The sequence below is a fragment of the Amycolatopsis sp. CA-211722 genome (assembly GCF_056828465.1).
On the sequence record NZ_CP184752.1, the window covers coordinates 5,306,139 to 5,327,959 of the forward strand.

A 21,821-nucleotide genomic window follows, 5' to 3' on the forward strand; every position below is an offset into this window, starting at 1 on the left:
CGAGCTCCATGAGCACTCTCCACGGCAAGACGATCATCATCTCCGGCGGCAGCCGCGGGATCGGCGAGGCCATCGCGGTCCGCGCCGCCCGCGACGGGGCGAACATCGCCCTGCTGGCCAAGACCGCCGAGCCGCATCCGAAGCTGCCGGGCACGCTCTACACCGCGGCCAAGGCGATCGAGGACGCCGGCGGGCAGGCGCTGCCGATCGTCGGCGACGTCCGGGACGACACGTCGGTCGAGGCCGCGATCGCGCGGACCGCGGAGCAGTTCGGCGGCATCGACATCGTGCTCAACAACGCGAGCGCGATCGACCTGACCCCGACCGAATCGGTCAGCATGAAACGCTACGACCTGATGCAGGACATCAACGCGCGCGGATCGTTCCTGCTGTCGAAACTCGCCATCCCGTATCTGAAGCTCGCGGAGAACGCGCACATCCTGACGCTGTCGCCGCCGATCAGCCTCGACGAGAAGTGGTTCCAGGCCGGGCATCTCGCGTACAGCATCGCGAAGTACTCGATGAGCCTGGTGACCGTCGGGCTCGCCGCGGAGCTGCGGCAGTACGGCATCGCGGCGAACTCGCTGTGGCCGCGCACGACGATCGACACCGCGGCGATCCGCAACGTCGTCGGCGCGGAGCTGGCGGCGAAGTCGCGGACGCCGGAGATCATGGCCGACGCCGCGCACGCGATCCTCACCAAACCGAGCACCGAGGCGACGGGGAACTTCTACCTCGACGACGAGGTGCTGGCCGCCGAAGGGGTCACGGACTTCTCGAAGTACCGCATCGGCGAGCGTGAGGAAGACCTGCAGCTCGATTTCTGGGTCGAGAGCCGCACCCCGTGATTCGCGAACCACAGCAGGAGCGCAGCCGCACGACCCGGCGGCGGCTGGTCGAAGCCGCCGTCGAGACGATCGGGGAGCTGGGCTGGAACGGGACCACCGTCGCGGTCATCGCCGAACGCGCCGGTGTCTCGCGCGGCGCCGCCCAGCACCACTTCCCGACCAGGGAGGACCTGGTCGCCGCCGCGGTCGAGCACGTCGGCGAGATCCAGATCGTGGAACTGCGCGCCCGCGCCGCGGAACTGCCATCGGGGCGGTCGCGGATCGAGCGGGCCGTCGACATGGTGCTCAACCTCTACAGCGGGCCGCTGTTCCGCGCCGCGCTCCACCTCTGGGTCGCGGCGTCGACCGACGAGTCACTGCGGGCGACCCTGGTGCCGCTGGAGGCGCGCGTCGGCCGCGAAGCGCACCGGGTGACCGTCGAGCTGCTCGGCGTCGACGAGTCCCACCAGGGCGTTCGCGAGCTGGTCCAGGCCACTCTCGATCTTGCCCGCGGCCTGGGACTGGCGAACCTGCTGACCGACGACACGAAGCGGCGCAAGCAGATCGTCGCCCAGTGGGCACGGGTCCTGGAACCGCCTCTGGCGGCGGCGAAGATCTCCCGGAACCAAGAAGCCACCGACAACGTCTGAGATCTTGTTAACACTGATGGAGCAGCGGCCGATAACACGGTGTAAGTGCTGCTGATTCAGGTGGCTGATCGAGAGAGGTCCGTCCGGTGTCCGGTTCAGAGGTCGAACTGTCCCATCGCGCGATGGCGATGCTGCGAGCGGTCGCGGCGCGCCGTGCCCAGATGTCGTGCAGCTGCGAGCCGGATCTCTTCATCGACGGGTTCGCCTGCTGCGACCAGATGACCGCGCACGCGCTGGCCCGCGGCGGTTACATCCGCCCCGGCGAGTCCACGGGCCCCGCCGCGGTCACCGGCCGGGTGCCCGCCGAGCTGACCGAGGCGGGCGAAGCCGCCATCGCGGTCACCGCGGCCGCCTGACCCTTCACCGCATCGTCTGTCCGCAGTGGACGACGACCGTTTACAACCACCTCCCGCGTTCCTAGGATCCACCCCGGGACGAGGCCGTCGCCGTCGAGCGGCGGACCGGGTAGGAGGTGCCGATGGCACGCACGGCTCGCCATGACGGCGGCGGGGACGCGCCGAGATCGCGGACGCGGGTCCACCAGCAGACACTGGGCGAGTTGATGCGGAAAGCCGGCGCGGCACCTCGCCGCCGGGGACCGCGCGGGCCGAAGCACCGGGCTCCGGACAAGGCTTCCGGGAGCCGGCGGATCCGCCGGATCTCGGCGCTTTCGGCGGGCGGTGTCTTCGTCGGCGGACTGCTGGCCGTGCTGCTCACCCCGGGCGAACAGGCCGAGGTCGTCCCGGGGGTTCCGCTCCTGCCACCCTCGCTGACCATCGCCCCGCAGGCCGTCGAGGTCCCGGACGACGCGGTGTCTCCGCCCGTCCCGTCCGGGCCGTCGGGCGGCAGTGTCGCTCCTCCGCCGCCGATGACCGCGTCGATGCACGGCTCGGAGACGCCGTCCCCGGCACCCACGCCGCCACCCGAGGAACGGCCGGATCCGCGCGCCGGTCACCACGAGTGGTACTACGACTGGAATCACGGCGGATATCCCGGTGGTGGCCGCTGGCCACAGTGGGGCAGATAGCGCCGATCGGGTGATCGACGGCGTCGCGTATCGTCGACCAAGAATCACGATTCATCCCTGATCTCGTCCGTTCGTGTCTGGTGTCCTTTTTCCGGTGTCCCGCTCTCGGCGGCGTACCTACGATGGTCCGCACTCTCCATTCCTTCCGGGCACGCTAGGGGCTGAACAGGACAAATGAACGTGGACCGACATTCTCCCGCGGTGCAGCTCGCCCGGAGAATGCTGATCAACCGCGAGACGGGGAATCCGTCCCGCCTGCAGCCGGTGACGCTGCTGCTCGGGCCGGTCGGTTCGGGGAAGACCACGGCACTGGAAGCGATCCGCCGTGATCTCGGCTGGGGTGTCGTGCACGCCGGATTCGAATTCGGGCAGGGCGGCAGGGCGGGCACGATCGACGTGCTCACGAAACTGGCCTATTCGTTGTCGGGGAAATGGCGAAATCGACCGAAACCGCAGTTCGTTCGTTTCACGATCGCGTTGATCGCGGTCCAGGCTGAGCTTTCCGGTCGAAATCGCGACGAAGACCTCGCGCAACTGAAGATGCTGCTCGGCAGTCTCGACCGGGTCATCTGGACGTCGGCGATGGACAGCACGCTCGACACGCTGACCGAGACGGCGAAGGCGACCGGTCTCGTCGAGCCCCCGTACGCCGACCTGTTCCGCCAGACGTTCCCGCATCTGGTCCGGAACATCCGGCCGAGGCTCGGGAAGGCGCTGCGGTCGCTGGCCGACTTCCCCCACGCCGAGGGGAGATCCCCGTTCGACGCGCTGCTCGAACTCAACCGCCTCGCGCACGGCAGCGCCCGTGACGCCAAGGCGGTCACCGAGTGGCTGATGGCGGCGTTCCTCGGCGACGTCCGGGAGAACCACCCGCGGATGGCCAAACCGGAGGAGAAGAGCCCCTGTACCTGCGACATCTCGCCGCAGCGCAGGCACTGGCACAACTGGGTGGTGGTGCTCGACGACGTCGACCACCCCGGCGGGACCGAGTTCCTCGCCGACCTGATCGCCGCGCGGGAACGGTACGCCGTCCAGCATCCGAACGACCGCGAGGCCCACGACGCGCTGCTGGTCATCGCCACCAGCGGGCGGTGGCACGACGACTGGGGGACCGCCTGGCTGGCGCCGTGGCGGCCCGCGTCCGGCGCTCCGCCCGCCGTCCGGCCGATCGTGGACTGCGAGGAGGCGTCGTACGACGACTGGGCGAACCCGGCCAACGGCGCGCTCGACTCGGCCTATTACCCGGTCCGGATCTCGCCCCAGTCGATCGGGCGGATCGCGCGGATCCTCGATTCCGGCGCGCGGACGCCGAAGGTCACGCTCGCGCACCGGGCGACCGGTGGACTGCCGTCGGCGGTGGAGCAGCTCGCGGCGCGGTTGCGGGCGAGCGACGCGCGGGAAGGCGACCGGGACCTGCTCACCACCGATCCCCGCGGCGACCAGGATCCCTGCTACCGCAGGCTGACCGAGCTCGCGTTGACCGAGCACCTCGACGACGTCCACGTCGACGACTTCGTCACGGCTGCCCCGTTCGCGACCGCGCCCTGGCTGATCCCGGACGCGGCGCAGAGCCGGATCGACCAGCCGCACGTCGGGCGGATCCTGACCGAACTGCGCACCTCGTTGTGGGTGAGGGCGAAGAACTCGCCCGGTTCGACGACCGACCAGGCGGCACTGCATCCGTGGATCGCCGCGAACCTGGTGTCCGCGCTGGCCAGACGGGGTGACGGTGACGGGCCGACCTACACCGACCAGTTCAAGGCCCTGCGCGACGATCCGGACACCGCGCAGGATCCGGTGCGCCTGGCCTACTGCAACCTCGCGCTCGGCGACATCGGCGAGGTGGTCACCTTCTTCGAGCGCGAGTTCAACCGGATCCCGCACGCGGAGTGGATCGCCAAACTCGAACTGGTCCTCAACGCGCCGGACGATCTGCCGCCCGAGCGGGATCACGCGGAACTGTACGAAGAACTCGTCAACCTGGACAACGCGCGCCGCCCGAACGACCGGTCCGAGATCCGGAACAACGTCGCCCGGCTCATCGCGGCGGGCTGGCTGACCGCCAACCCCTTCGCCGTTCGCGGACAGGACCAGCACCAGGTGATCGCGAACGCCTTCGCCGCGCTGGCCACCACCTCGCATCAGCCCGACGTCGGCGCGCTCGTGTCGGCCAAGGAAGCCGCGCGCCGCGGCGAATTCCCCTGACCCCGGAACGGAACCCTGTGATGTCCTGGCTCGATTCGTTGAGAACACGCATGTCCGCGGCCCGTGACGGCGCGGCGACGGGGCCGCCGGTACGGCCCCGAGGCTGGGCACGCCGTCATCGGGTGCTGCTGATCGTGGTCGTGGCCGCCCTGCTGGCCGCCGTTCCGGCGCTGACCAGACCGTGGGAGGTCTGCGGTGCCGGACTGCGGTCGGTGGACGCGGACGAGGAGTCGATCGGCTCGTCCTACGTCTGCGTCGGGCTGAACCTCGACTCCGGTCCGATGCGGGCCGACGACCCGCTCGACCCGCTGGAGAAGTTCATCAAGAGCCGCAACGAGATGGCGGGGGACAACTTCAAGACCATCGTGGTGCTGGAGAACCTCGCGCCCGATCCGAAGGTCGACAGCCAGCCGTTCCCGTTCGTGCGGCGGGAGGTCCAGGGCGCGATCACCGCCGCGTGGCCGAAGAACGGGCCGCCGGGGATCAAGCTGCTGCTGGCCAATTACGGGAGCAACGCCGATCACTGGCGCGTCGTCGCCGAGGAGATCATCGCCGCGGCCGCCGCCCAGCGCATCGTGGCGGTCACCGACATCGGCATCAGCACGGAGAGCAGCCGGGCGCTGGTGGCCGAACTGTCCCGGCACGGGATCGCCACGATCGGCGCGACCGTCACCGCGGACAACATGAACACCGACCCGAAGGGCGCGCGGATCGACAACTTCTTCCGCGTGGGCCCGACCAACACCGACGAGGCCCGCGCCGCGGCCGGATACATCGCCGCGCACGGCTTCCGGCGCGTGATGATGATCCAGGGGGTCAGCAAGGAGGACACCTACGCGACCACCCTGGCCGAGGCGTTCCAGAACTCGTCCAAGGTCCCGGTCGTCTTCACGAAGACCTACGACGTCAAACCGCTCGTCGACACGTCGCGTGAGGCGTACTTGCGCGGGCTGTTCAGCAGATGGCACAACGACATCTGCGGCGCGAAACCCGATCTGATCTACTTCGCCGGTCGCGGGCTCGACCTCGGCGCCCTCGTGGCGGCGCTGGCGGGCGACGGTGCCTGCGAAGGGCTCGACACGGTGACCGTGATGACCGGGGACGACGCGAGCACTCTCGCCGGGAAGCCGTTGGAACTGAACAAGGACATCAGTGTCCGGCTTCGCTACACGGCGCTGGCCTATCCCGACCAGTGGGACATGTTCACCGCCGATCCGGCACATCCCACGTACAAGAAGAACTACGACAACTTCGTCGCGGAATTCACCGGGACGCACGGTTTTCCCAAGGCGGAACTCTGGGACGGCGCCGCGATGATCGAGCACGACGCGGTCGCCGCGGCGGTCGAAGCGGCCGTGCAGAACGTGTCGGCGGATCCGGTCTCGGTGTCGAACGTGTTGCGCAGCATCGACTGCAATTCCCCGGTGCCGGGCGCGACCGGCTTCATCGCGTTCGACCAGGCGACGGGGAACCAGCTCGACAAGGCGTTGCCGATCCTGTCGATCGATCCGGACGGTTCGGTGCATCCGGTCGACCTCGTGTGGTCGCGCGGGCGGCCGCTGAACACGGCGCCGGACTGCGGGCGCTGAGGAGTGGCCCGGGGCCGGGAGGTTGCGAAAGCCACTTTCGCAACCTTGGACGTTGCGAAAGTGGCTTTCGCAACGCCGGCCCGGGTGTGCGGCCGGCCGGTCGGACGGGGTCTCGGGCGCCGTCGAGGCATGTCGCGAAAGCCACTTTCGCGACGTCTGATGTCTCGAAAGTGGCTTTCGCGACCTGAGCAACCGGGCCCGAGGCGCGAAGCGGTGAAGGCCTCCTTCCCTGCCACGCGAGCAGGGAAGGAGGCCTTCACGGACTGACACCGGTGGGGAACGGAAGTCAGCCGGTGTAACCCGCCACGATCTTGGTGTAGTCGTACTTGCCTTGGGCGATTCCCGCGCAGTTGTCGCAATCGCGGTTCACCGCCCAGAACGACAGCCGCGCGAGATGTTTGCTCGCCGCGTAGTCGCGGATCGCGCGGAAGTCGGCGACGCTGACGGTTTCGCCCGCCACGTCGGTCTTCCCGTTCATCGACGAAAGCCCGCTGCGCCGGTAGGCCGCGTCGTCGCTCAGGCCGAAGGCGGATTTCACGACGTTCTTCAGCCCGTCCACGGCACTGCGGGTCTTGCCCGCCATGTCACCGCCGCTGGAGAAGTCGAACGGCATGACCGACCACGCGTCGACCCCCGCGCCGAGCGCCTTCGCCCGGTTGATCAGCCGCTTGCCGTGCGCGTTGGGGCCGCCGACCTCGGTCGGGATGGTGATGACCACGCGAAGGCCGGGATTCTTCTGTTTCGTGATCTTGACGGCGTTCAGGATCCGGTCCTGGACGGTGTAGTTCTCGAACTCGTCGGTGTTCTCGACGTCGAGATCGATCGCCTTGAGTTTGTAGGCGTCGATGACCTTCTGGTACGCGCCGGCGAGTGCCGTGGGGGTGGCGCATTTCGGGCCGAGTTTCGTGCCGGACCAGCCACCGAACGACGGGATGACGTCGCCGCCCTTGGCCCGGATGTTGGTGATCATCGTGGCGTCGGAGCCGGTGAGGGAACGGCTGCCGTCCCATTTCGGGTTGCAGCCGCCGTCGGAGAGGATGAACGCGAGGGTGAAGGCCTTGACGCCGGTGGCGTTCATCGCGGCGATCGGATCCCGCTGTCCCGACCACTGGTACAGATAGGGCGAGGCGAGCACCGGGTCCGGGGCCGCCGAGGCGGCGGGGGCGAGGCCGGCGGCCGTGGCGAGAGCGGCGCCGACAGTGGTGGCCAGGGTTGCCCAGCGTCGTAAGGATTTCATCGGTCCTCCAACTGGTACGCGCGCGGCGAGGCGCGCAGGTGTGGAGCACCTCCGTCTTGACGCGGCGGATCAACCTGGAGGGTGCGCTATCCCACGGTGGACTAGACCATTGAGGACTGTCAAGAATTCACCGGAACACCCACCGGAAACGACCGACCTTAGTAGGGGGGTCATGACCCGGAAAGCGGATCGACACCACCGCGATTACCGGCTAGTTTGCCGAAATGGTGGGGGACTCCCTGATGGCGACCGGAAGCCGCGACCGGAGAGACCGGCTCGCCGCGCCGCGGCGGATACTGGGGTCCTGGAGCCTGTGGGAACTACCCAGGCGAGGCCTGATCGGGTATCTGCTCCTCGTCGACTTCGCCGCCATCGCCGCCACCGCCTACCTATTCGTCCTGCGGCCACCCTCGCCGTCGTACTTTCTTCCGTTTTCCGCTCTGGTGACCGGAATGATCCTCTGCTCGGAGCTTTCCCGCCCCGTCGAGCGCTCCCGGGCCGACACCCGGCTCGGCGCCGGGCTGGACGCGGCGTGGATCTTCGCGGGCGCGTTGCTGCTGCCGCCCGCGCTGGCCGCGGTACTCGTGGTCACCTCGGCGGTATATCGCTGGTTCCGGATCCGGCGTGGCATCCCGCACCGGCAGGTGTTCGCGGCGTCCGCGACGATGCTTTCGGCGCTCGGTGCCTCGATCACCCCGGTACTGCTGGGTGCGCCGCCGTTCCTCGTCGCGCCAAGGGATTTCGAAAGTTTCGCCCTGGTTTTCGCGACCGGGCTGGTGTTCCTGTCCGTCGACGCGGCCTTGGCCGCCCCGGCGGCCGAATTCGGGGCGGAACCGTCGGGTTTCGCCTTCGACGCGGCGATGGTCGCGTTCGGACTCTTGCTCGCGTGGTCGGCGGCGGACTGGCCGTTCGTCACCGTGGTACTCGCGGGCGCGCTCGTGGTACTTCACCGGGCGGGGACGATGCGTGCCCTGCGCGGTCACGCGGGCACGGACTCCGGCACGGGGCTGCTCACCGCTTCGTCCTGGTTGGACGGTGCCCGCACCCAGTTCGAGCTGCTTCGCGGCCGTGGCGCCGAGCTTTCGCTGCTGATGCTCGACCTCGACCATTTCGCCCGGCTCAACGACCGGCACGGCAGGCATGTCGGTGACGACGTCCTGCGCGCCGTGGCGGACACCTTGCGGGCCGAGGTCCGTGCCGCGGACCTGGTCGGCCGGTTCGGCGGCGAGGAGTTCGTGGTCCTGCTGCCCGGTACGAGCCGGTTCGACGCGCACGCGATCGCCGAACGCATCCGGCTGCGGATCTCCTCGACGTTCGTCTCCTTGGGCGGGACGTTCGCGGGAACGACCGTCTCGATCGGGGTGTCGTCGCATCCGGCCTGCGGCGAGACGCTCGACCGGCTCGTCGGCGCGGCGGATCAGGCGTTGCGTGCGGCGAAGGGGGCCGGGCGCAACCGGACCGTCGTCTTCGAGGCCGAAACCTAGCCTTCGGCCGGGACGCCGATGTCCTCGAACCACAGGTCCGGGTGATCCCGGATGAAGCCGGTCATCAGCGCGGTGCACGCCGGGTCGTCGAGCAGGGTGATCTCGACGCCGTGCTCCTCGAGCCAGCCGTGCCCGCCTTCGAACGTGGTGGCCTCGCCGATCACGACCCGGCCGATGCCGAACTGGCGGACGAGTCCGCTGCAGTACCAGCAGGGTGACAGCGTGGTGACCATGATCGTGTCCCGGTAGTGCGGCCGCCTGCCCGCGTTCCGGAAGGCCGAGGTCTCGGCGTGCATGGACGGGTCGCCGTCCTGGACCCGGCGGTTGTGGCCGCGGCCGAGCAGGACGCCACCGGTGTCGAAGAGGGCGGCGCCGATGGGGACCCCACCCTCGGCCTTGCCGAGTTCGGCCTCTTCGCGGGCGACGGACAGCAGCTGCGCGGGATCGATCACGACGTCCAGCTTAGGGCTCGTGAGTGGTAAGGACGGTTCTAACCGTCCTTACCACTCACGAGGCAATGCGGACCGGACCTGTCCTGAATATCTGCGACACTCCTCCCATGAAGCGAGCGAACCGATGACCACGGGCACGTCGGCCAGGCTGCTGAGGCTGCTCTCCCTGCTGCAAGCGCGGCGTGACTGGCCGGGCGCCGACCTCGCCGACCGGCTGCAGGTGGACGTCCGCACGGTCCGGCGCGACGTCGAGCGGCTGCGCGAGCTGGGCTACCCGGTGCACGCCACCCCCGGCGTCGCGGGCGGCTACCGGCTCGGCGCGGGGGCCGCGCTGCCGCCGCTGCTGCTGGACGACGACGAGGCGGTCGCGGTCGCCGTCGGGCTCCGCACGGCCGCGAACGGGACGGTCTCGGGCATCGAGGAGACGTCGGTACGCGCGCTCACGAAGCTGGAACAAGTGCTGCCCGCGCGGCTCCGGCACCGGATCACCGCGCTGAACACGGCGATGATCCCGCTCGGCGGAGTCGTCCCCGTCATCGACGCGGCGGCCCTGACGGTCATCGCGTCCGCGTGCCGTGACCATCAGCGGCTCCGGTTCGGTTACCGCAGCCACCACGGTGACGTCACCGAGCGCTACATCGAGCCGTTGCGCCTGGTGCACACCGGGCGCCGGTGGTATCTGGTCGCGTTCGACCTCGACCGTGACGACTGGCGGACCTTCCGCGTCGACCGCGTCGACGGCGTCCCGGACACGAGTTTCCGGTTCACGCCGAGGGAACCGCCCGCCGACGACCTCGCGGCCTACGTCTCCCGCGGGATCACGTCTTCGCCGTACCCGCACCAGATGGTGCTGCGGGTGAGCGCCTCGGCGGACGCGCTCGCCGAACACGTGTCCCCGACCGCCGGGACGATCGAGGCCATCGACGAGCACACCTGCCGGGTTCGGGTCGGTTCCAACGACCTGTCCGTGATGCCGTACTACCTCGCCCATTGGGACGTCGACTTCGTCGTGGAAGAGGCGCCGGACGAGGTCAAGGAGCGGCTACGGCTGGTCGCCGACCGCTTCGCGCGCGCGGTCGTCTGAGTCCGAAGTGGACCGTGCGCGTTTGGCCAGCAGGCCGATCGAACCGAGCGAGATCAGGGCCAGCACGATGATGTAGAGCGACACCGACATCGACGTCCCGGTGGATTCCAGCAACAGCACCATGATGAACGGCGCGAGCCCACCGCCGACGACCGCGCTGATCTGGTAGCCGAGTGAGGCGCCGGTGTAGCGCATCTCGGCGGTGAAGAGCTCGGCGAACAACGCCGCCTGCGGGCCGTACATGATGCCGAGGAACAGCGACCCGACGAACGACGCGACCACGAACAGCGGCAGCGAGGCCGTGTCGATCAGCAGGAACATCGGAATCGCCCAGAGCGCGACGCCCGCCGCGCCGAAGGTGTAGATCTTGAGCCTGCCGATCCGGTCGGACAGTTTCGCCGACAGCGGGATGATCGCGAGCTGCAACGTGCTGATCAGCAGCGTCGCGACGAGCACCGTGGTCCGCGACATCCCCAGGTGGCGGGTGGCGTAGTCGAGGACGCCGTTCAGCAGGATGTAGAAGGTGGCGGTGTTGACCATGAACGAGCCGCCGGCCAGCAGCACCGTGCCCTTGTGGTGGCGCAGGACGTCACGCAGCGGCGACTTGGCGCGGCCGCGTTCCTCGGCGGCGAGTTTCGCTTCGGCGCGGCGGTATTCGGGTGTCTCGTCGATCTTGACGTGCATGTACCAGGCCAGCCCGAGCACGAGGACGCCCACCAGGAACGGGATCCGCCACGCCCAGACCAGGAAGTCCGACGGCGGCGCGAGCTGGGCGGCGATCAGGAACACCGTGTTCGCCAGCACCACCCCGATCGGGACGCCGAGCTGCACGAGGCTGCCGTAGAGCCCCCGTTTGCCGGGCGGCGCGTACTCGGTGGCGAGCAGCATCGCGCCACCCCACTGGGCGCCGACGGCGACTCCCTGCACGAGGCGGAGCAGCACCAGGAGGATCGGCGCGGCGATACCGATCGAGTCGTAGGTCGGCAGCAGGCCGATCAGCGTGGTCGCCGCGCCCATCAGCGCGATCGCCAGCACCAGCACGGGTTTCCGGCCGCGTTTGTCACCGAGGCTGCCCGCGATGATCCCGCCGAGCGGCCGGGCGAGGAAGCCGACCGCGAAGGTCGCGAACGAGGCGAGGACGCCGGCCGCCGCGTTGCTGGTGGGGAAGAAGGTCTTCCCGAAGACCAGGGCGGCGGCGATCCCGAAGACGAAGTAGTCGTACCACTCGACCGAGGAGGCGAGTGCCGCCGCGGTCGCGGCCCTCCTGCGCTGGGACACGGTGATCGTCGGTTCGGCGGCGGTTTCGGGGGCGTTCGGTGCGGTGTCGGCCATGTGGCTGCCCTTCGCTCGGCGCTGCTGCGGCGATGCAGTCCGGGCAAGTTAACAACCGCTTAGTATGTGGTCAACGTCTCAACGGGTAATTCTATATACCGACCGGTTGGTATGTCACTCTGGTGGCGGTATCGCCGACGAAGGCCGAACAGTACTGGTCAGGAGAGTTTCGTGCCGAGCATGCGCAGCACCAGCTCGCTGTACTCCTGGCCGAGCTTCTTGGGGGTCTGGCGCGTTCGCTCGCTGTACCAGCGCGAAACGTCGACACCGAGCGAGAGCACGGCGCGGGCGGCGGTGTGCGGGTCGCCGACGGTGAACACGCCCGCTCCGACGCCTTCGGTGATGACCTCGCGCACGACCTGCTCGATACGGCGGCGCAGTTTCGCGACGATCTCGAACTCCTCGTCGGGCAGCGCGTGCAGTTCGTACTGCACCACGCGGGCCACGGTGTGCCTGCGGGCGTGCCACGCTACGAAGTCCTCGACCAGCAGCCGGATCCGCTCGACCGGGTCGCTCTCGCGCGCCACGACGCTCTCGACCAGTGAAAGCGTCTGTTCGTGGCCGTACTTCGAGATCGCGAACAGCAGCGCGGCCTTCGACGGGAAGTGCACGTACAGCGCCGCGGGGCTCATACCCGCCGCCGAGGCGATGTCCCGGGTGGTGGTCGCGTGATAGCCACGCCGCGCGAAGGATTCGACCCCGGCCAGCATCAGCCGCCGTGCCGTCTCCGGCTGGACGTCGGGCCACAGTTCGGCCGACAGCGACATGGTCATCCGCAGATCCTCCCAGACGCTCGTTCCGGATGACGGGCTTGACACCGTCTCCGGACCTTTCCATTGTAAGTGAGCGCTCGCTTAGTGATTGCGTCGCCAGTGAACACAGAGGAGATCGAAGAGTGAACTCGTTCAAGGATCGCGTCGCGATCGTCACCGGCGCCAGCCGGGGTATCGGCCTCGGGATCGCGAAGGAGCTGGTCGAGCGCGGCGCGAAGGTGTGCATCACCGCGCGCAAGCCGGAGCCGCTGGCCGAGGCCGTGGCCGAACTGGGCGGCGAGGCCGTCGCCATCGCCGTCCCCGGCAAGGCCGACGACGAGGCGCACCAGGACGAGGCCGTCGCCAAGACCATCGAGACCTTCGGCCGGCTCGACATGCTCGTCAACAACACCGGTATCAACCCGGTGTTCGGGCCGACCCTGGACATCGACCCCGGGGCCGCCGCGAAGATCTTCGCCGTCAACGTGCTCGCGCCGCTTTCGTGGACGCGCCGGGCGCGCGACGCGTGGATGGGGGAGCACGGCGGCGCGGTGGTGAACGTCGCGTCCATCGCCGGGCTCGGCGCTTCGCCCGGGATCGGCATGTACGGCGTCAGCAAGGCCGCGCTGATCCGGCTCACCAAGGAACTCGGCTTCGAGCTGGGCCCGAAGATCCGCGTGAACGCCGTCGCGCCCGCGGTGGTCAAGACCAAGTTCGCGACCGCGCTGTACGAAGGCCGCGAGGAAGAGGTCTCCGAGTCGTACCCGATGAAGCGCCTCGGCGTTCCGGCGGACATCGCGAGCGCCGTGTCGTTCCTGCTTTCGGAGGAGGCGGGCTGGATCACCGGGCAGACGGTGGTCCTCGACGGCGGCGTCACGCTGGCGGGTGGCCTGTGAGCGCGTCGTTCACCGGTTCCGGGGTCGTCGTCACCGGCGGGGGCGGCGGAATCGGAGCCGTGCTCGCCCGCCGGTTCGCCGCCGAGGGCGCCCGGGTCGTCGTCGGCGACCTGAACGGGGAGGCCGCGGCCGAAGTCGCCGGGGAGATCGGCGGGACCGCCGTCGCCGGAGACGCGGCGAGCGAAGCGGGTGTCAGGTCCTTGATCGAGGCGGCGCGCGAAACCCTCGGCGAGATCGACGTCTTCTGCGCCAACGCCGGGATCGCGCCGATGGGCGGCGTGGACGCGCCCGAAGAGGACTGGGCGCGGATCTGGGACGTCAACGTCATGGCGCACGTGCGCGCGGCGCGGCTGCTCCTGCCGGCGTGGCTCGAGCGCGGCCGCGGGCATTTCGTCTCGACGGTGTCGGCGGCGGGATTGCTGACCAGCCTCGGTTCGGCGTCCTACTCGGTGACCAAACACGGCGCGCTCGCCTTCGCCGAATGGCTGTCGGCGACCTATCGGCACCGAGGGCTCACCGTGCAGGCCATCTGCCCGCAGGGTGTGCGGACGGCGATGCTGGAGAACACCGGCCCCGCGGGCGAACTGCTGATGGGCGCGTCGGCGATCCAGCCGGAGCAGGTGGCGGACGCGCTGTTCGAGGCCATCGCCGAGGATCGGTTCCTGGTGCTGCCGCATCCCGAGGTCGCGGACTACTACGCCGCGCGGGCCACACAGACCGACCGCTGGCTCGGCGGGATGAACAAGCTGCAGCGCAAGGTGGAGCAGGTCATCGGCGACTGATGGGTGCCCGCTCATCTTGGTGCGTGGTCGTGACGTGTCGCGAAAGCCACTTTCGCGACGTCTGATGTCCCGAAAGTGGCTTTCGCGATACGGCGGCCGGGGGTTCGCGCAGGTTCGGATGGCGGCACGTGGGGCTTCGCGTGACCGGTGGGGCGGGACCGGTGTGATCGGGGCCGTGACTCGCGTGATTGAAGGCGTAACTCGCGTGATCAGGGGCGTAACTCGCGTGATCGGAGGCGTAACTCGGAGCGGGGCGGTTGATCTTCGTCGGCGGATCGGCCACTGTGGGCAGGGGTCTTGCTCGCGGTAACAAACGCTTCGTGCTCCGTGATGCCGTGCTCGCCGGGCCGCTGGACCGGCTGGCACTGCAACCAGGCGCTGCGCGGCTGGGAGCTGTGGGTGCGCACGTGCACCGCGCCGGCCGCGGAGAAGGACGCGGTGACCACGTGCGAAACCGTCTGATTCTCCAGCGGAGAGTCGCCCGGGGCGGCTTCGTGTCTACAATGGACACCATTGTTCCGGTCGGTTGATCGTTTCCCTTGCTAAAGACCATTCGGTCGATCGACAGGCGGAGGCGAGGAGTGTGCCGATCACCGGGTCACCGCTTCGGGAATCCGGATCCATGCCCACCTTAAATCAATGTTAAGGATCGGCGGATTCGGTGCTATCGTGGCGGAGCGAAAACGCGAGAGTTTCTTCACGTGGAATTCGCTTCGCCTCCCGCGCGGCGCGGGGTTCGGTCACCGAACCGGCCGCTGAGCTGAGGATTCTCCTGCTGGAGCCCCGATACCGAACCTTCGGTGCGGTCCGTCCGCACGGTGGGTTCGGTGGCCACGAACTGCTCCGGAATTCGTTGACCCCGTGGATCGCCGCTTCGTAGTGTTTGCCGAGTCTTGGGCAGGGACGGCTTTGGTGGACACATTTGGCTCAGGCAGAAGGGGGCTTTCCATGGCCGGCATCCGAACGATTTCCCCGATCGGCGCGCACGCTTTCGACGCGGGTCGCTCCGTGCGACCAGGAACCATCAGCGAATTCGTGGAAGTCGCCGACATGCCGCTCGCGGCGCTCAACGCCGGGTTGCGGCTCGGCAGCGGCAACGCCGCGTTCTTCCGCCTGCTCGGCCGTCGTCCCGCCGACGTGCTCGGTGAATCGTTCCCCGAGCTGGTGACCAGTGGTCCGGACCATTTACGGGACCGGCTGAACCGGGTCGCCGAAGGCTGGGAACAGCGGTTCCGCGGCAGTGTCACCGGGCTCGGTTCCGGCGGCTCCGACAGGCTGACCATCGTGGCCGGCCGGATGCGAGCGCCGGGTACGGCGATCCTGCTGACCATGCTCCCGGAGGCGGCGCCGGCCGCCGCTCGCGCCGAGCATCTGGGCTCGGTCACCGACATCGAGGCGAAGATCCTCCAGGGGATCGCCAGCGGCCTGTCCAGTCTGGAGATGGCCGACAAGTACTACCTGAGCCGCCAGGGCATCGACTACCACGTCGCCCGCTTGCAGCGGAAGTTCAAGGCGCGCAACCGGGTCGAGCTGGTCTCGCGGGCCTTCGCCACCGGCTTGCTCGACTCGACGGCCTGGCCGCCGCGAGTCCCGGAGTCCCGGCGCGCGAGCTGATCGACGGCACCTGACGCCTGGGTGGCTATCGCGTGACGTGCTCGTGCGAACACGGTGCGGTCCCAGTGAACGGCCACTTTCCTTGCACGTATTTCGGCAGAATTCGTAATGAACCCTGCGGCATTTTCGCTCGTTTGAGCGGATGATGGCCCGCTTGATGGGCCGTATGGTCATCTCAAGGGTGTCGCCGGTTCACGTCGTGTTTCCTTCTGTCCTGACTTCTGTCGGTCCTGATCGACTCGATCCCGTGCGCCGGTCCGCGCCGCTTCGCGCTCGAAATCCGGTCGCCGACGAGCACCCTGCTCATATGAGCGCTCGCCGTCCTCGTAGTGAGGGATATCCCTTATCGAGGTTGCACGCTCTATTCGGTAAGACGATCACACGATGAGATGGAAGCACGTAAGCGATTGTTCGCTCTGTGTGACGGCACTGGCCCCGATGGGACGACAGGGAGGCGGGAGATGAGGGACGCCAACAGACCCGGACGCGCGCTGGCCGGACGTGACGACGAGCTGCGGTGGCTCGCCGCTCGGCTGAGCCCCGGCGCGCCCGGCGAGGTCTCCGTCATCGTCGTGCGCGGGCAGGCGGGCATCGGCAAGTCCAGCCTGCTGGACACCGCTCTGGCGGCACTCACCGGCACCGTCGTCTGCCGGGGGACCGGTGATCCCGGTGACGGGGCCGCGGTCTCGCGGCAGCTGCTCGCGGACCTGCGCCGCGCGGGCGCCCGCGTCCCGGATCCGGACGACTTCGCCGCCTGGTACGAGGCCTTCGCGGAGTGGGCGCGCGGGCGGGCGATCGTGTTCGCGGTCGACGACGTGCACTGGTGTGACGAACCGGCGGTGCGGTGGCTGAGCCTGCTCGCCCGGCACTCCACCCGGCTGCCGGTGCGGATGGTCCTGGTCCGGTCGGCCACCGACGGACCGGACGGCGCGGCCGAACACCTGGCGGACCTCGAATCCTGGTACGGCACCGAGGTGCTCGACCTCGGCCCGCTGCCGGCCGAGGCGGTCGCCTCGCTCGCGCGCGAGGCCGTCGGATCGGAGCCGGGTGAGCCGTTCGTGCGGCACTGCGTCGAGCAGTCCGGCGGGAATCCGTTGCTGCTGCGGGAGATGCTCGACGAACTGGGCAAGGTCGCGTCCGGGATCGCCCCGGTGGCCGGATCCGCGGCGGGGGCGGCGCTGATCCGCTCCCTGTTCGCCGGCGTCCCCGACTACGCCAGGGCGGTCGCCACCGCCATCGCGGTACTCGGCGGGCAGGACCTGTCGCTGGTCGCCCGGCTGGCCAAGGTGCCCGCCCGCACCGCCGGAACCGCCGTCGAGCTCCTCCGGAACCGGCACATCCTCGCCGCGGAAGGGCTTTCCTTCCGGCACGACCCGGTGGGGGAAGGGCTGCTCGACGCTCTCGAACCCGCCGAGCTCGGCCGGTGGCGGCGGACCGCGGCGATCCTGCTGAGCGACGCGGCCGGATCGCCGGAGGAGGTGGCGGAGCACCTGCTCGAACTCGCCGAACTCGACACGTGGATGGTCGACCTGCTGCGCGACGCCGCGACCTGCGCCTGCGACCGGGGCGCCCCCTGGGACGCGCTGCGCTATCTCCGGCCCGCCGCGGCCGCCCGGCCGTCGGACGCCGGACTGGCCGTCCAGCTCGCGGAGACGGTCGCGCTGCTGGAGCCCGACAGCGGCTTCGACCTTTTGCGCCGCGCGCTCGAACTGCAACAGGATCCGGTGGACCAGGCCAGGGCCGCGGTGAAACTGGGCCGCGCGGCGCTCGTCGCCCGCCGCTGCGGGACCGCCGTCACCGTGCTGGACCGGGTGCTGACCGTGCTCGGCGGTGAGATGGACCAGCAACTGCGCGGGCAGCTCGAAGGGCTGCTGTGCCTGGTGGGCATCGAAGACCGCGACAGCCTGGCGAAGCTCGACACCCGGATCCAGCCGCGGTCGGCGGACGCGGTCGTCGACGCCAGGCATCTGGCCGTCTGTGCCGTCGTCGCCGCGCTCGACGGCACCCGGCCGCGCGAAGCCGCCGAATGGGCGATGCGGGCGATCCGCGGCTACACCCCGACCACCGACGATTCGGCCGTCAGCTCCGCCGTGCTGGCCCTGCTGCTCGCGGACGAGGTCGACGTCGCCAGGGACGAACTGACCAGGGCCATCGAACTCGTCCCGGCCCAGCGCAGCGAATACCTCGCCTTCCGCGGCCTGCTCGGGCATTGGTGCGGTGATCTCGCCACCGCGGCGGCCGACGCCGGACAGGCCTACGCGCTCAGCCGTCGCGCCGAGGGCCGGACCGGCGGTGTCGTCCCGCGGATCGCGTACGCGACCGTCGCAGCGCAGCAGGGCGAGACCGCGAAGGCGATGAAGTTGTTGCGGGAAGCGGATTCCCCGCAATTGTGGGAGCACACGGTGATGCGACCGTGGTTCCAGCTCGTCGACGCGCGAGTGCACTGGGCGGCGGGGGACCGCGAGACGGCGCTGAAGCTCTTCAACCGGTGCGGGGAGAGCCTCGCCGATGTCGGCATCGCCAACCCGCTGCTGGCGCCGTGGTGGTTCGAGGGCGCCTGCATGCTGGCCGACGAAGGACGTTTCGAGGCCGCCGCGGAGCTCGCGGCCGAAGGAACCAGGCCGGCACTGCGCTGGGGCACCCCGAGAGCGGTCGGGATGGCCCGGCTCGCGACCGCGGTCTCCACCCGCGGACCCGGCCGGACAGCGCTGATCGAAGAGGCGGCGGGCATCCTGGCGGGTTCACCCGCCCGGCTGGAGGAGGCGCTGGCGGAGTACCACCTCGGCCGCGCGCTCCTCGAAGCGGGGGACAGCGTCGCCGCGCGCACCCGGTTGCGTCGCTGCGCCGAGCTGAGCCTGCGGACGGGGGACCGGTTCCTGCTCCGCCGCGCGCAGCGGATCGCCGCCGACGCGGGCATCCCGAGCGAGCTGTCCCCGTTCGCCTCGTTGAGCCCCGCGGAGCGGCATATCGCCCGGCTCGCCGGTCGCGGGGTCAGCAACCGGGTCATCGCGGAACGGCTCTTCGTCACCGTCCGGACCATCGAGACGCATCTGACGAGCGTGTACCGGAAGCTGCGGATCAGCGGGCGGACCGAACTGGCCGTGGTGCTGGGCGAGACCGACGAGCGTGCGGCCGTCCTCGAAGGTGCCCGGTGAGCGCCGTCCGGCGGCTCGAAGCCGACGGCGCGGACGAACTCGTCGAACGCGAGACCGAGCTGCGTCTGCTCACTCGCCTGATCGGGGATCTCGAACACGGCCACGGCGGCTCGGCGGCGGTTCTCGGCCCGGCGGGCAGCGGACGCACGGCGTTGCTGGACCAGGTCGCGTCCCTGGCCGCCGGCCGGGGACTGCAGGTGTTCACCGCGCGGGGCTCGGCCACCGAGGCACAGCTGCCGTACGGGCTCCTTTCCCAATTGCTGGCACCGATCCCGGAGCTCGCGGACGTCCCGTGGCTGCATGCCGCGCTCTCGGACGGCACCGACGCGCAGGTCCTGCACGAACTGCTCTGCCAGCGGTTGCTGGAGTCGGCCCGGCGCTGTCCGGTCCTGCTGGTCGTCGACGATCTCGCCCTGGTCGACGAGCAGTCCGAGGCCTGGCTGGCCGCCTTGCAGCGGCGCCGGGGCAACGATCCCGTGCTGCTCGTCGCCGCGCATTCCGGCCCGGAGGACGCCGACGAAGCGGATCCCTTGTCCCTCGGCGGTCTTCCTTGGGAGAACCGGCATGTCGTGCGGTTGCGGCCGTTGAGCGAGGCGGCGGTCCGGCGGCTGGTGCACGCGGTCCCCGCGCCGCGGCCGCCGGTGGCCGAGGTCTACGCGGCCACGCGCGGGAATCCCGCCTTGCTCGCGGAGGTGCTCGCCCGGTCGTCCGCCGGTCCGGAGATCACCGCGGTCACCGCGGACGTGCGCCGCGACACCGTGCTCGACCTGCTCGCCCGGCTGCCGTCCGATCTCGCCGCGCTGGTCCGGACGATCGCCGCGATCGGCACCCTCGACGAGGCGTACCTGCGGCCGCTGGCCGGGCCGCTCGGGATGCCGCTGGGCCGGGCGCTGCGGGTGCTGGCGGACGCCGGCCTGATCGGCACCGATCCCGTCGAACCGATGAACCCGCAGGTGGCCACCTGGGTGCTGGCCGAGACCGGAGCGGACGAGCGGGCGGGGACGCGCCGCCGGGCCGCCGAACTCGGGCATCGCCGGGCCGCCCCGGAGGAGGACGTCGCCGGGCTGCTGCTCGGCTCGCAACCGGTCGGCGAGGCCTGGGCCTTGGAGACGCTGCACGCCGCGGCCTTGCGCCGTCGCGAAGCCGGGGATCACACCGAAGCGGCGCGCTACTACCGGAGAGCACTCGCCGAACCGGCGCCGCCGGGGATGTCGGCGCGGCTGCGCCTGGAACTCGAGACCGTCGAGGCGTCGTCGTGCCCGTTCACCGGCGGGCTGCGGCTGGCGAGGGCGACCAGGGTCTCCGGTGACGACACCGTCCGAACGCGACTGTCCGCTGTGGACCTGATGATGCAGCGGGGCGCCAGTGAGGACGCCTTGCGCGAGCTGGCGATCCTGAGCGAGGCCGCGGTCGGCGACCGGGACCGCGCGGATCTGACGGCGTTGTACTGGCTGGCCGACGGGAGCGGGGCGGGCGCCGTCCATCTCGGCATCCCCGCGCTGCGGGATCTCGACCCGGCGGCACTGACTCCCGCGCAGGCGGCCGCCGCGTCCTGGCTGGCCACGATCGCCTGCCGCGACGGCAAAGCCGCCCGCCGCCTGGCCCGGCGCGCGGCGGATCCGTCCCGCGAACCCATCGGCCTCTACTCGCCGCGGCTGGCGCTGGCCATCACCTTCACCCAGACCGACGACGTCCTGGAAGCGCTTTCGGTCTACGAGGAGATGATCGCTGACGCGAGCGCCGCCGGGGCGGGCGTGCCGCTCGCCCTCGGGCTCACCGGCAAGGCCTGGGTCCATCTGCAGCGTGGTCGCGTCGAGGCCGCCGAGGACGCGCTCGCCGAAGCCGCCGCCTCCGGTCCGCCGGACGGCAGGCCGTCGACGGTCGCCACGTCGCTGCGCACCATCGAGATCGCGGCCGCCCTCACCCGCGGGAACCTCGACGCCGCCCAGCGCGCCGTCGACGCCGCGGGCGACGGCGGGCCGCTGTATTCCGCGCCCTATCTGCTCTTCATGCGCGGGCTGCTGGAACTGGACCTGAAACGCCACCGCCGGGCGCTGGGCCTGTTCCAGGAATGCGGCAGGCGGATGAACGCGGCGGGCTGGCTGAACCCGGGCCTGGTGCCGTGGCGCTCGCATGTCGCCATCGCGGCGCAGGCGCTCGGCGACGAGCACACCGCCGCCGCGATGATCAGCGAGGAATGGCGGCTGGCGCAGAACTGGGGCACGCGCACCGCGATCGGGCGGACCCATCTGGGCGCGGGCGTCGCCGTCCGGTCCGAGGACGCGGTGTTCCGGCTGACCCAGGCGGTCAACGCGCTCCAGCAGTCGCCGGCCAGAGTGCTGTACGTCGAGGCCCTGCTTCTGCTCGCGGCCGCCCAGCTCAACCGCGGCCAGACCAGCGGCGTGCCGCGGCTGCTGCGGGAAGCCGAACGGCTGGCCACCGCGTACCGGCTCGCGTGGGCGACGTCCCGGATCGCGGACCTCGGGAAACGGCTGTCCGACCGGCCGCGGCGGTCCTATCGCACGGCTTCCCGGCGCTGGCGGGCGCTTTCGCCCGCCGCGACCGACCTCGTCCGCCGCGTGCTCGCGAATGCCTCCAACGCCGAGCTGGCGGAGGAACTGGGCGTGAGCAAACGCGCCGTCGAGCTGCGGCTCACCGCGATCTACCGGCAGCTAGAGGTGACCGGGCGGGCCGAGCTGCGGGAGCTGTTCGACGCGCTGGACAAGGAGCTCTGA

General features: G+C 70.1%; 18 protein-coding genes. 14 read left to right on the forward strand and 4 right to left on the reverse strand.

Features of this window, described 5'->3' with window-relative positions:
- The first annotated feature begins 8 nt into the window (after nt 1-8).
- The 6 genes from ACOCEP_RS25595 to ACOCEP_RS25620 all read left to right on the forward strand — a co-directional run bounded on the left by ACOCEP_RS25595 (nt 9) and on the right by ACOCEP_RS25620 (nt 6,298).
- Entirely contained in the window at nt 9-848 is an 840-nt protein-coding gene (locus tag ACOCEP_RS25595) for an SDR family oxidoreductase (protein ID WP_482331518.1), read from the forward strand.
- Nucleotides 845-1,477 (forward strand): TetR/AcrR family transcriptional regulator, encoded by a 633-nt coding sequence (locus ACOCEP_RS25600; RefSeq protein WP_482331520.1) that lies wholly within the window; start codon nt 845-847, stop codon nt 1,475-1,477. The genes ACOCEP_RS25595 and ACOCEP_RS25600 overlap by 4 nt, the downstream gene beginning before the upstream one ends.
- A gap of 86 nt (nt 1,478-1,563) precedes the next feature.
- On the forward strand, nt 1,564-1,833 hold the full coding sequence (locus ACOCEP_RS25605) for a hypothetical protein (RefSeq protein ID WP_126731876.1): 270 nt from the start codon (nt 1,564-1,566) through the stop codon (nt 1,831-1,833).
- A 122-nt stretch (nt 1,834-1,955) separates the two neighbouring features.
- The gene (locus ACOCEP_RS25610; RefSeq protein ID WP_482331521.1) at nt 1,956-2,504 is read left to right on the forward strand and encodes a hypothetical protein; all 549 of its coding nucleotides are present in this window, start codon (nt 1,956-1,958) and stop codon (nt 2,502-2,504) included.
- Between the two features lie 174 nt (nt 2,505-2,678).
- Complete coding sequence (locus ACOCEP_RS25615; RefSeq protein ID WP_482331522.1) at nt 2,679-4,709, forward strand: hypothetical protein; 2,031 nt, start codon at nt 2,679-2,681, stop codon at nt 4,707-4,709.
- 20 nt (nt 4,710-4,729) lie between these two features.
- Nucleotides 4,730-6,298, forward strand: a complete 1,569-nt coding sequence (locus tag ACOCEP_RS25620; RefSeq protein WP_482331523.1) for a type 1 periplasmic-binding domain-containing protein — start codon at nt 4,730-4,732, stop codon at nt 6,296-6,298.
- Nucleotides 6,299-6,584: 286 nt separating this feature from the next.
- Here ACOCEP_RS25620 and ACOCEP_RS25625 read toward each other — a convergent pair whose 3' ends face one another.
- Entirely contained in the window at nt 6,585-7,535 is a 951-nt protein-coding gene (locus ACOCEP_RS25625) for a chitinase (protein WP_482331524.1), read from the reverse strand.
- 224 nt (nt 7,536-7,759) lie between these two features.
- Between ACOCEP_RS25625 and ACOCEP_RS25630 the strand changes: the two genes are divergently transcribed.
- Nucleotides 7,760-9,019 carry a GGDEF domain-containing protein gene (locus ACOCEP_RS25630; protein ID WP_482331526.1) on the forward strand — a complete coding sequence of 420 codons (1,260 nt, stop codon included), beginning with the start codon at nt 7,760-7,762 and terminating at the stop codon, nt 9,017-9,019.
- Here ACOCEP_RS25630 and ACOCEP_RS25635 read toward each other — a convergent pair.
- On the reverse strand, nt 9,016-9,480 hold the full coding sequence (locus ACOCEP_RS25635; RefSeq protein ID WP_482339823.1) for a nucleoside deaminase: 465 nt from the start codon (nt 9,478-9,480) through the stop codon (nt 9,016-9,018). The two genes, ACOCEP_RS25630 and ACOCEP_RS25635, sit on opposite strands and share 4 nt — an antisense overlap.
- Nucleotides 9,481-9,595: 115 nt before the next feature.
- Between ACOCEP_RS25635 and ACOCEP_RS25640 the strand changes: the two genes are divergently transcribed.
- Nucleotides 9,596-10,555, forward strand: a complete 960-nt coding sequence (locus ACOCEP_RS25640; protein ID WP_482331527.1) for a helix-turn-helix transcriptional regulator — start codon at nt 9,596-9,598, stop codon at nt 10,553-10,555.
- Here ACOCEP_RS25640 and ACOCEP_RS25645 read toward each other — a convergent pair.
- Nucleotides 10,514-11,887: an MFS transporter gene (locus ACOCEP_RS25645; protein WP_126731884.1), complete on the reverse strand. Its 1,374-nt coding sequence runs from the start codon at nt 11,885-11,887 to the stop codon at nt 10,514-10,516. The two genes, ACOCEP_RS25640 and ACOCEP_RS25645, sit on opposite strands and share 42 nt — an antisense overlap.
- 158 nt (nt 11,888-12,045) lie before the next feature.
- Entirely contained in the window at nt 12,046-12,660 is a 615-nt protein-coding gene (locus tag ACOCEP_RS25650) for a TetR/AcrR family transcriptional regulator (protein ID WP_482331528.1), read from the reverse strand.
- Nucleotides 12,661-12,782: 122 nt separating this feature from the next.
- Here ACOCEP_RS25650 and ACOCEP_RS25655 point away from each other — a divergent pair, with 122 nt between their 5' ends.
- The 6 genes from ACOCEP_RS25655 to ACOCEP_RS25680 all read left to right on the forward strand — a co-directional run bounded on the left by ACOCEP_RS25655 (nt 12,783) and on the right by ACOCEP_RS25680 (nt 21,821).
- The gene (locus tag ACOCEP_RS25655; RefSeq protein ID WP_340683043.1) at nt 12,783-13,535 is read left to right on the forward strand and encodes an SDR family oxidoreductase; all 753 of its coding nucleotides are present in this window, start codon (nt 12,783-12,785) and stop codon (nt 13,533-13,535) included.
- On the forward strand, nt 13,532-14,317 hold the full coding sequence (locus tag ACOCEP_RS25660) for an SDR family oxidoreductase (RefSeq protein WP_482331529.1): 786 nt from the start codon (nt 13,532-13,534) through the stop codon (nt 14,315-14,317). The genes ACOCEP_RS25655 and ACOCEP_RS25660 overlap by 4 nt, the downstream gene beginning before the upstream one ends.
- A 297-nt stretch (nt 14,318-14,614) precedes the next feature.
- The gene (locus ACOCEP_RS25665; protein ID WP_482331530.1) at nt 14,615-14,779 is read left to right on the forward strand and encodes a hypothetical protein; all 165 of its coding nucleotides are present in this window, start codon (nt 14,615-14,617) and stop codon (nt 14,777-14,779) included.
- A 486-nt stretch (nt 14,780-15,265) separates the two neighbouring features.
- On the forward strand, nt 15,266-15,931 hold the full coding sequence (locus ACOCEP_RS25670) for a helix-turn-helix transcriptional regulator (protein ID WP_482331531.1): 666 nt from the start codon (nt 15,266-15,268) through the stop codon (nt 15,929-15,931).
- 461 nt (nt 15,932-16,392) lie between these two features.
- Entirely contained in the window at nt 16,393-19,086 is a 2,694-nt protein-coding gene (locus ACOCEP_RS25675) for an AAA family ATPase (protein WP_482331532.1), read from the forward strand.
- Nucleotides 19,083-21,821, forward strand: coding sequence for an AAA family ATPase (locus ACOCEP_RS25680; RefSeq protein ID WP_482331534.1), 2,739 nt, complete (start codon nt 19,083-19,085; stop codon nt 21,819-21,821). The genes ACOCEP_RS25675 and ACOCEP_RS25680 overlap by 4 nt, the downstream gene beginning before the upstream one ends.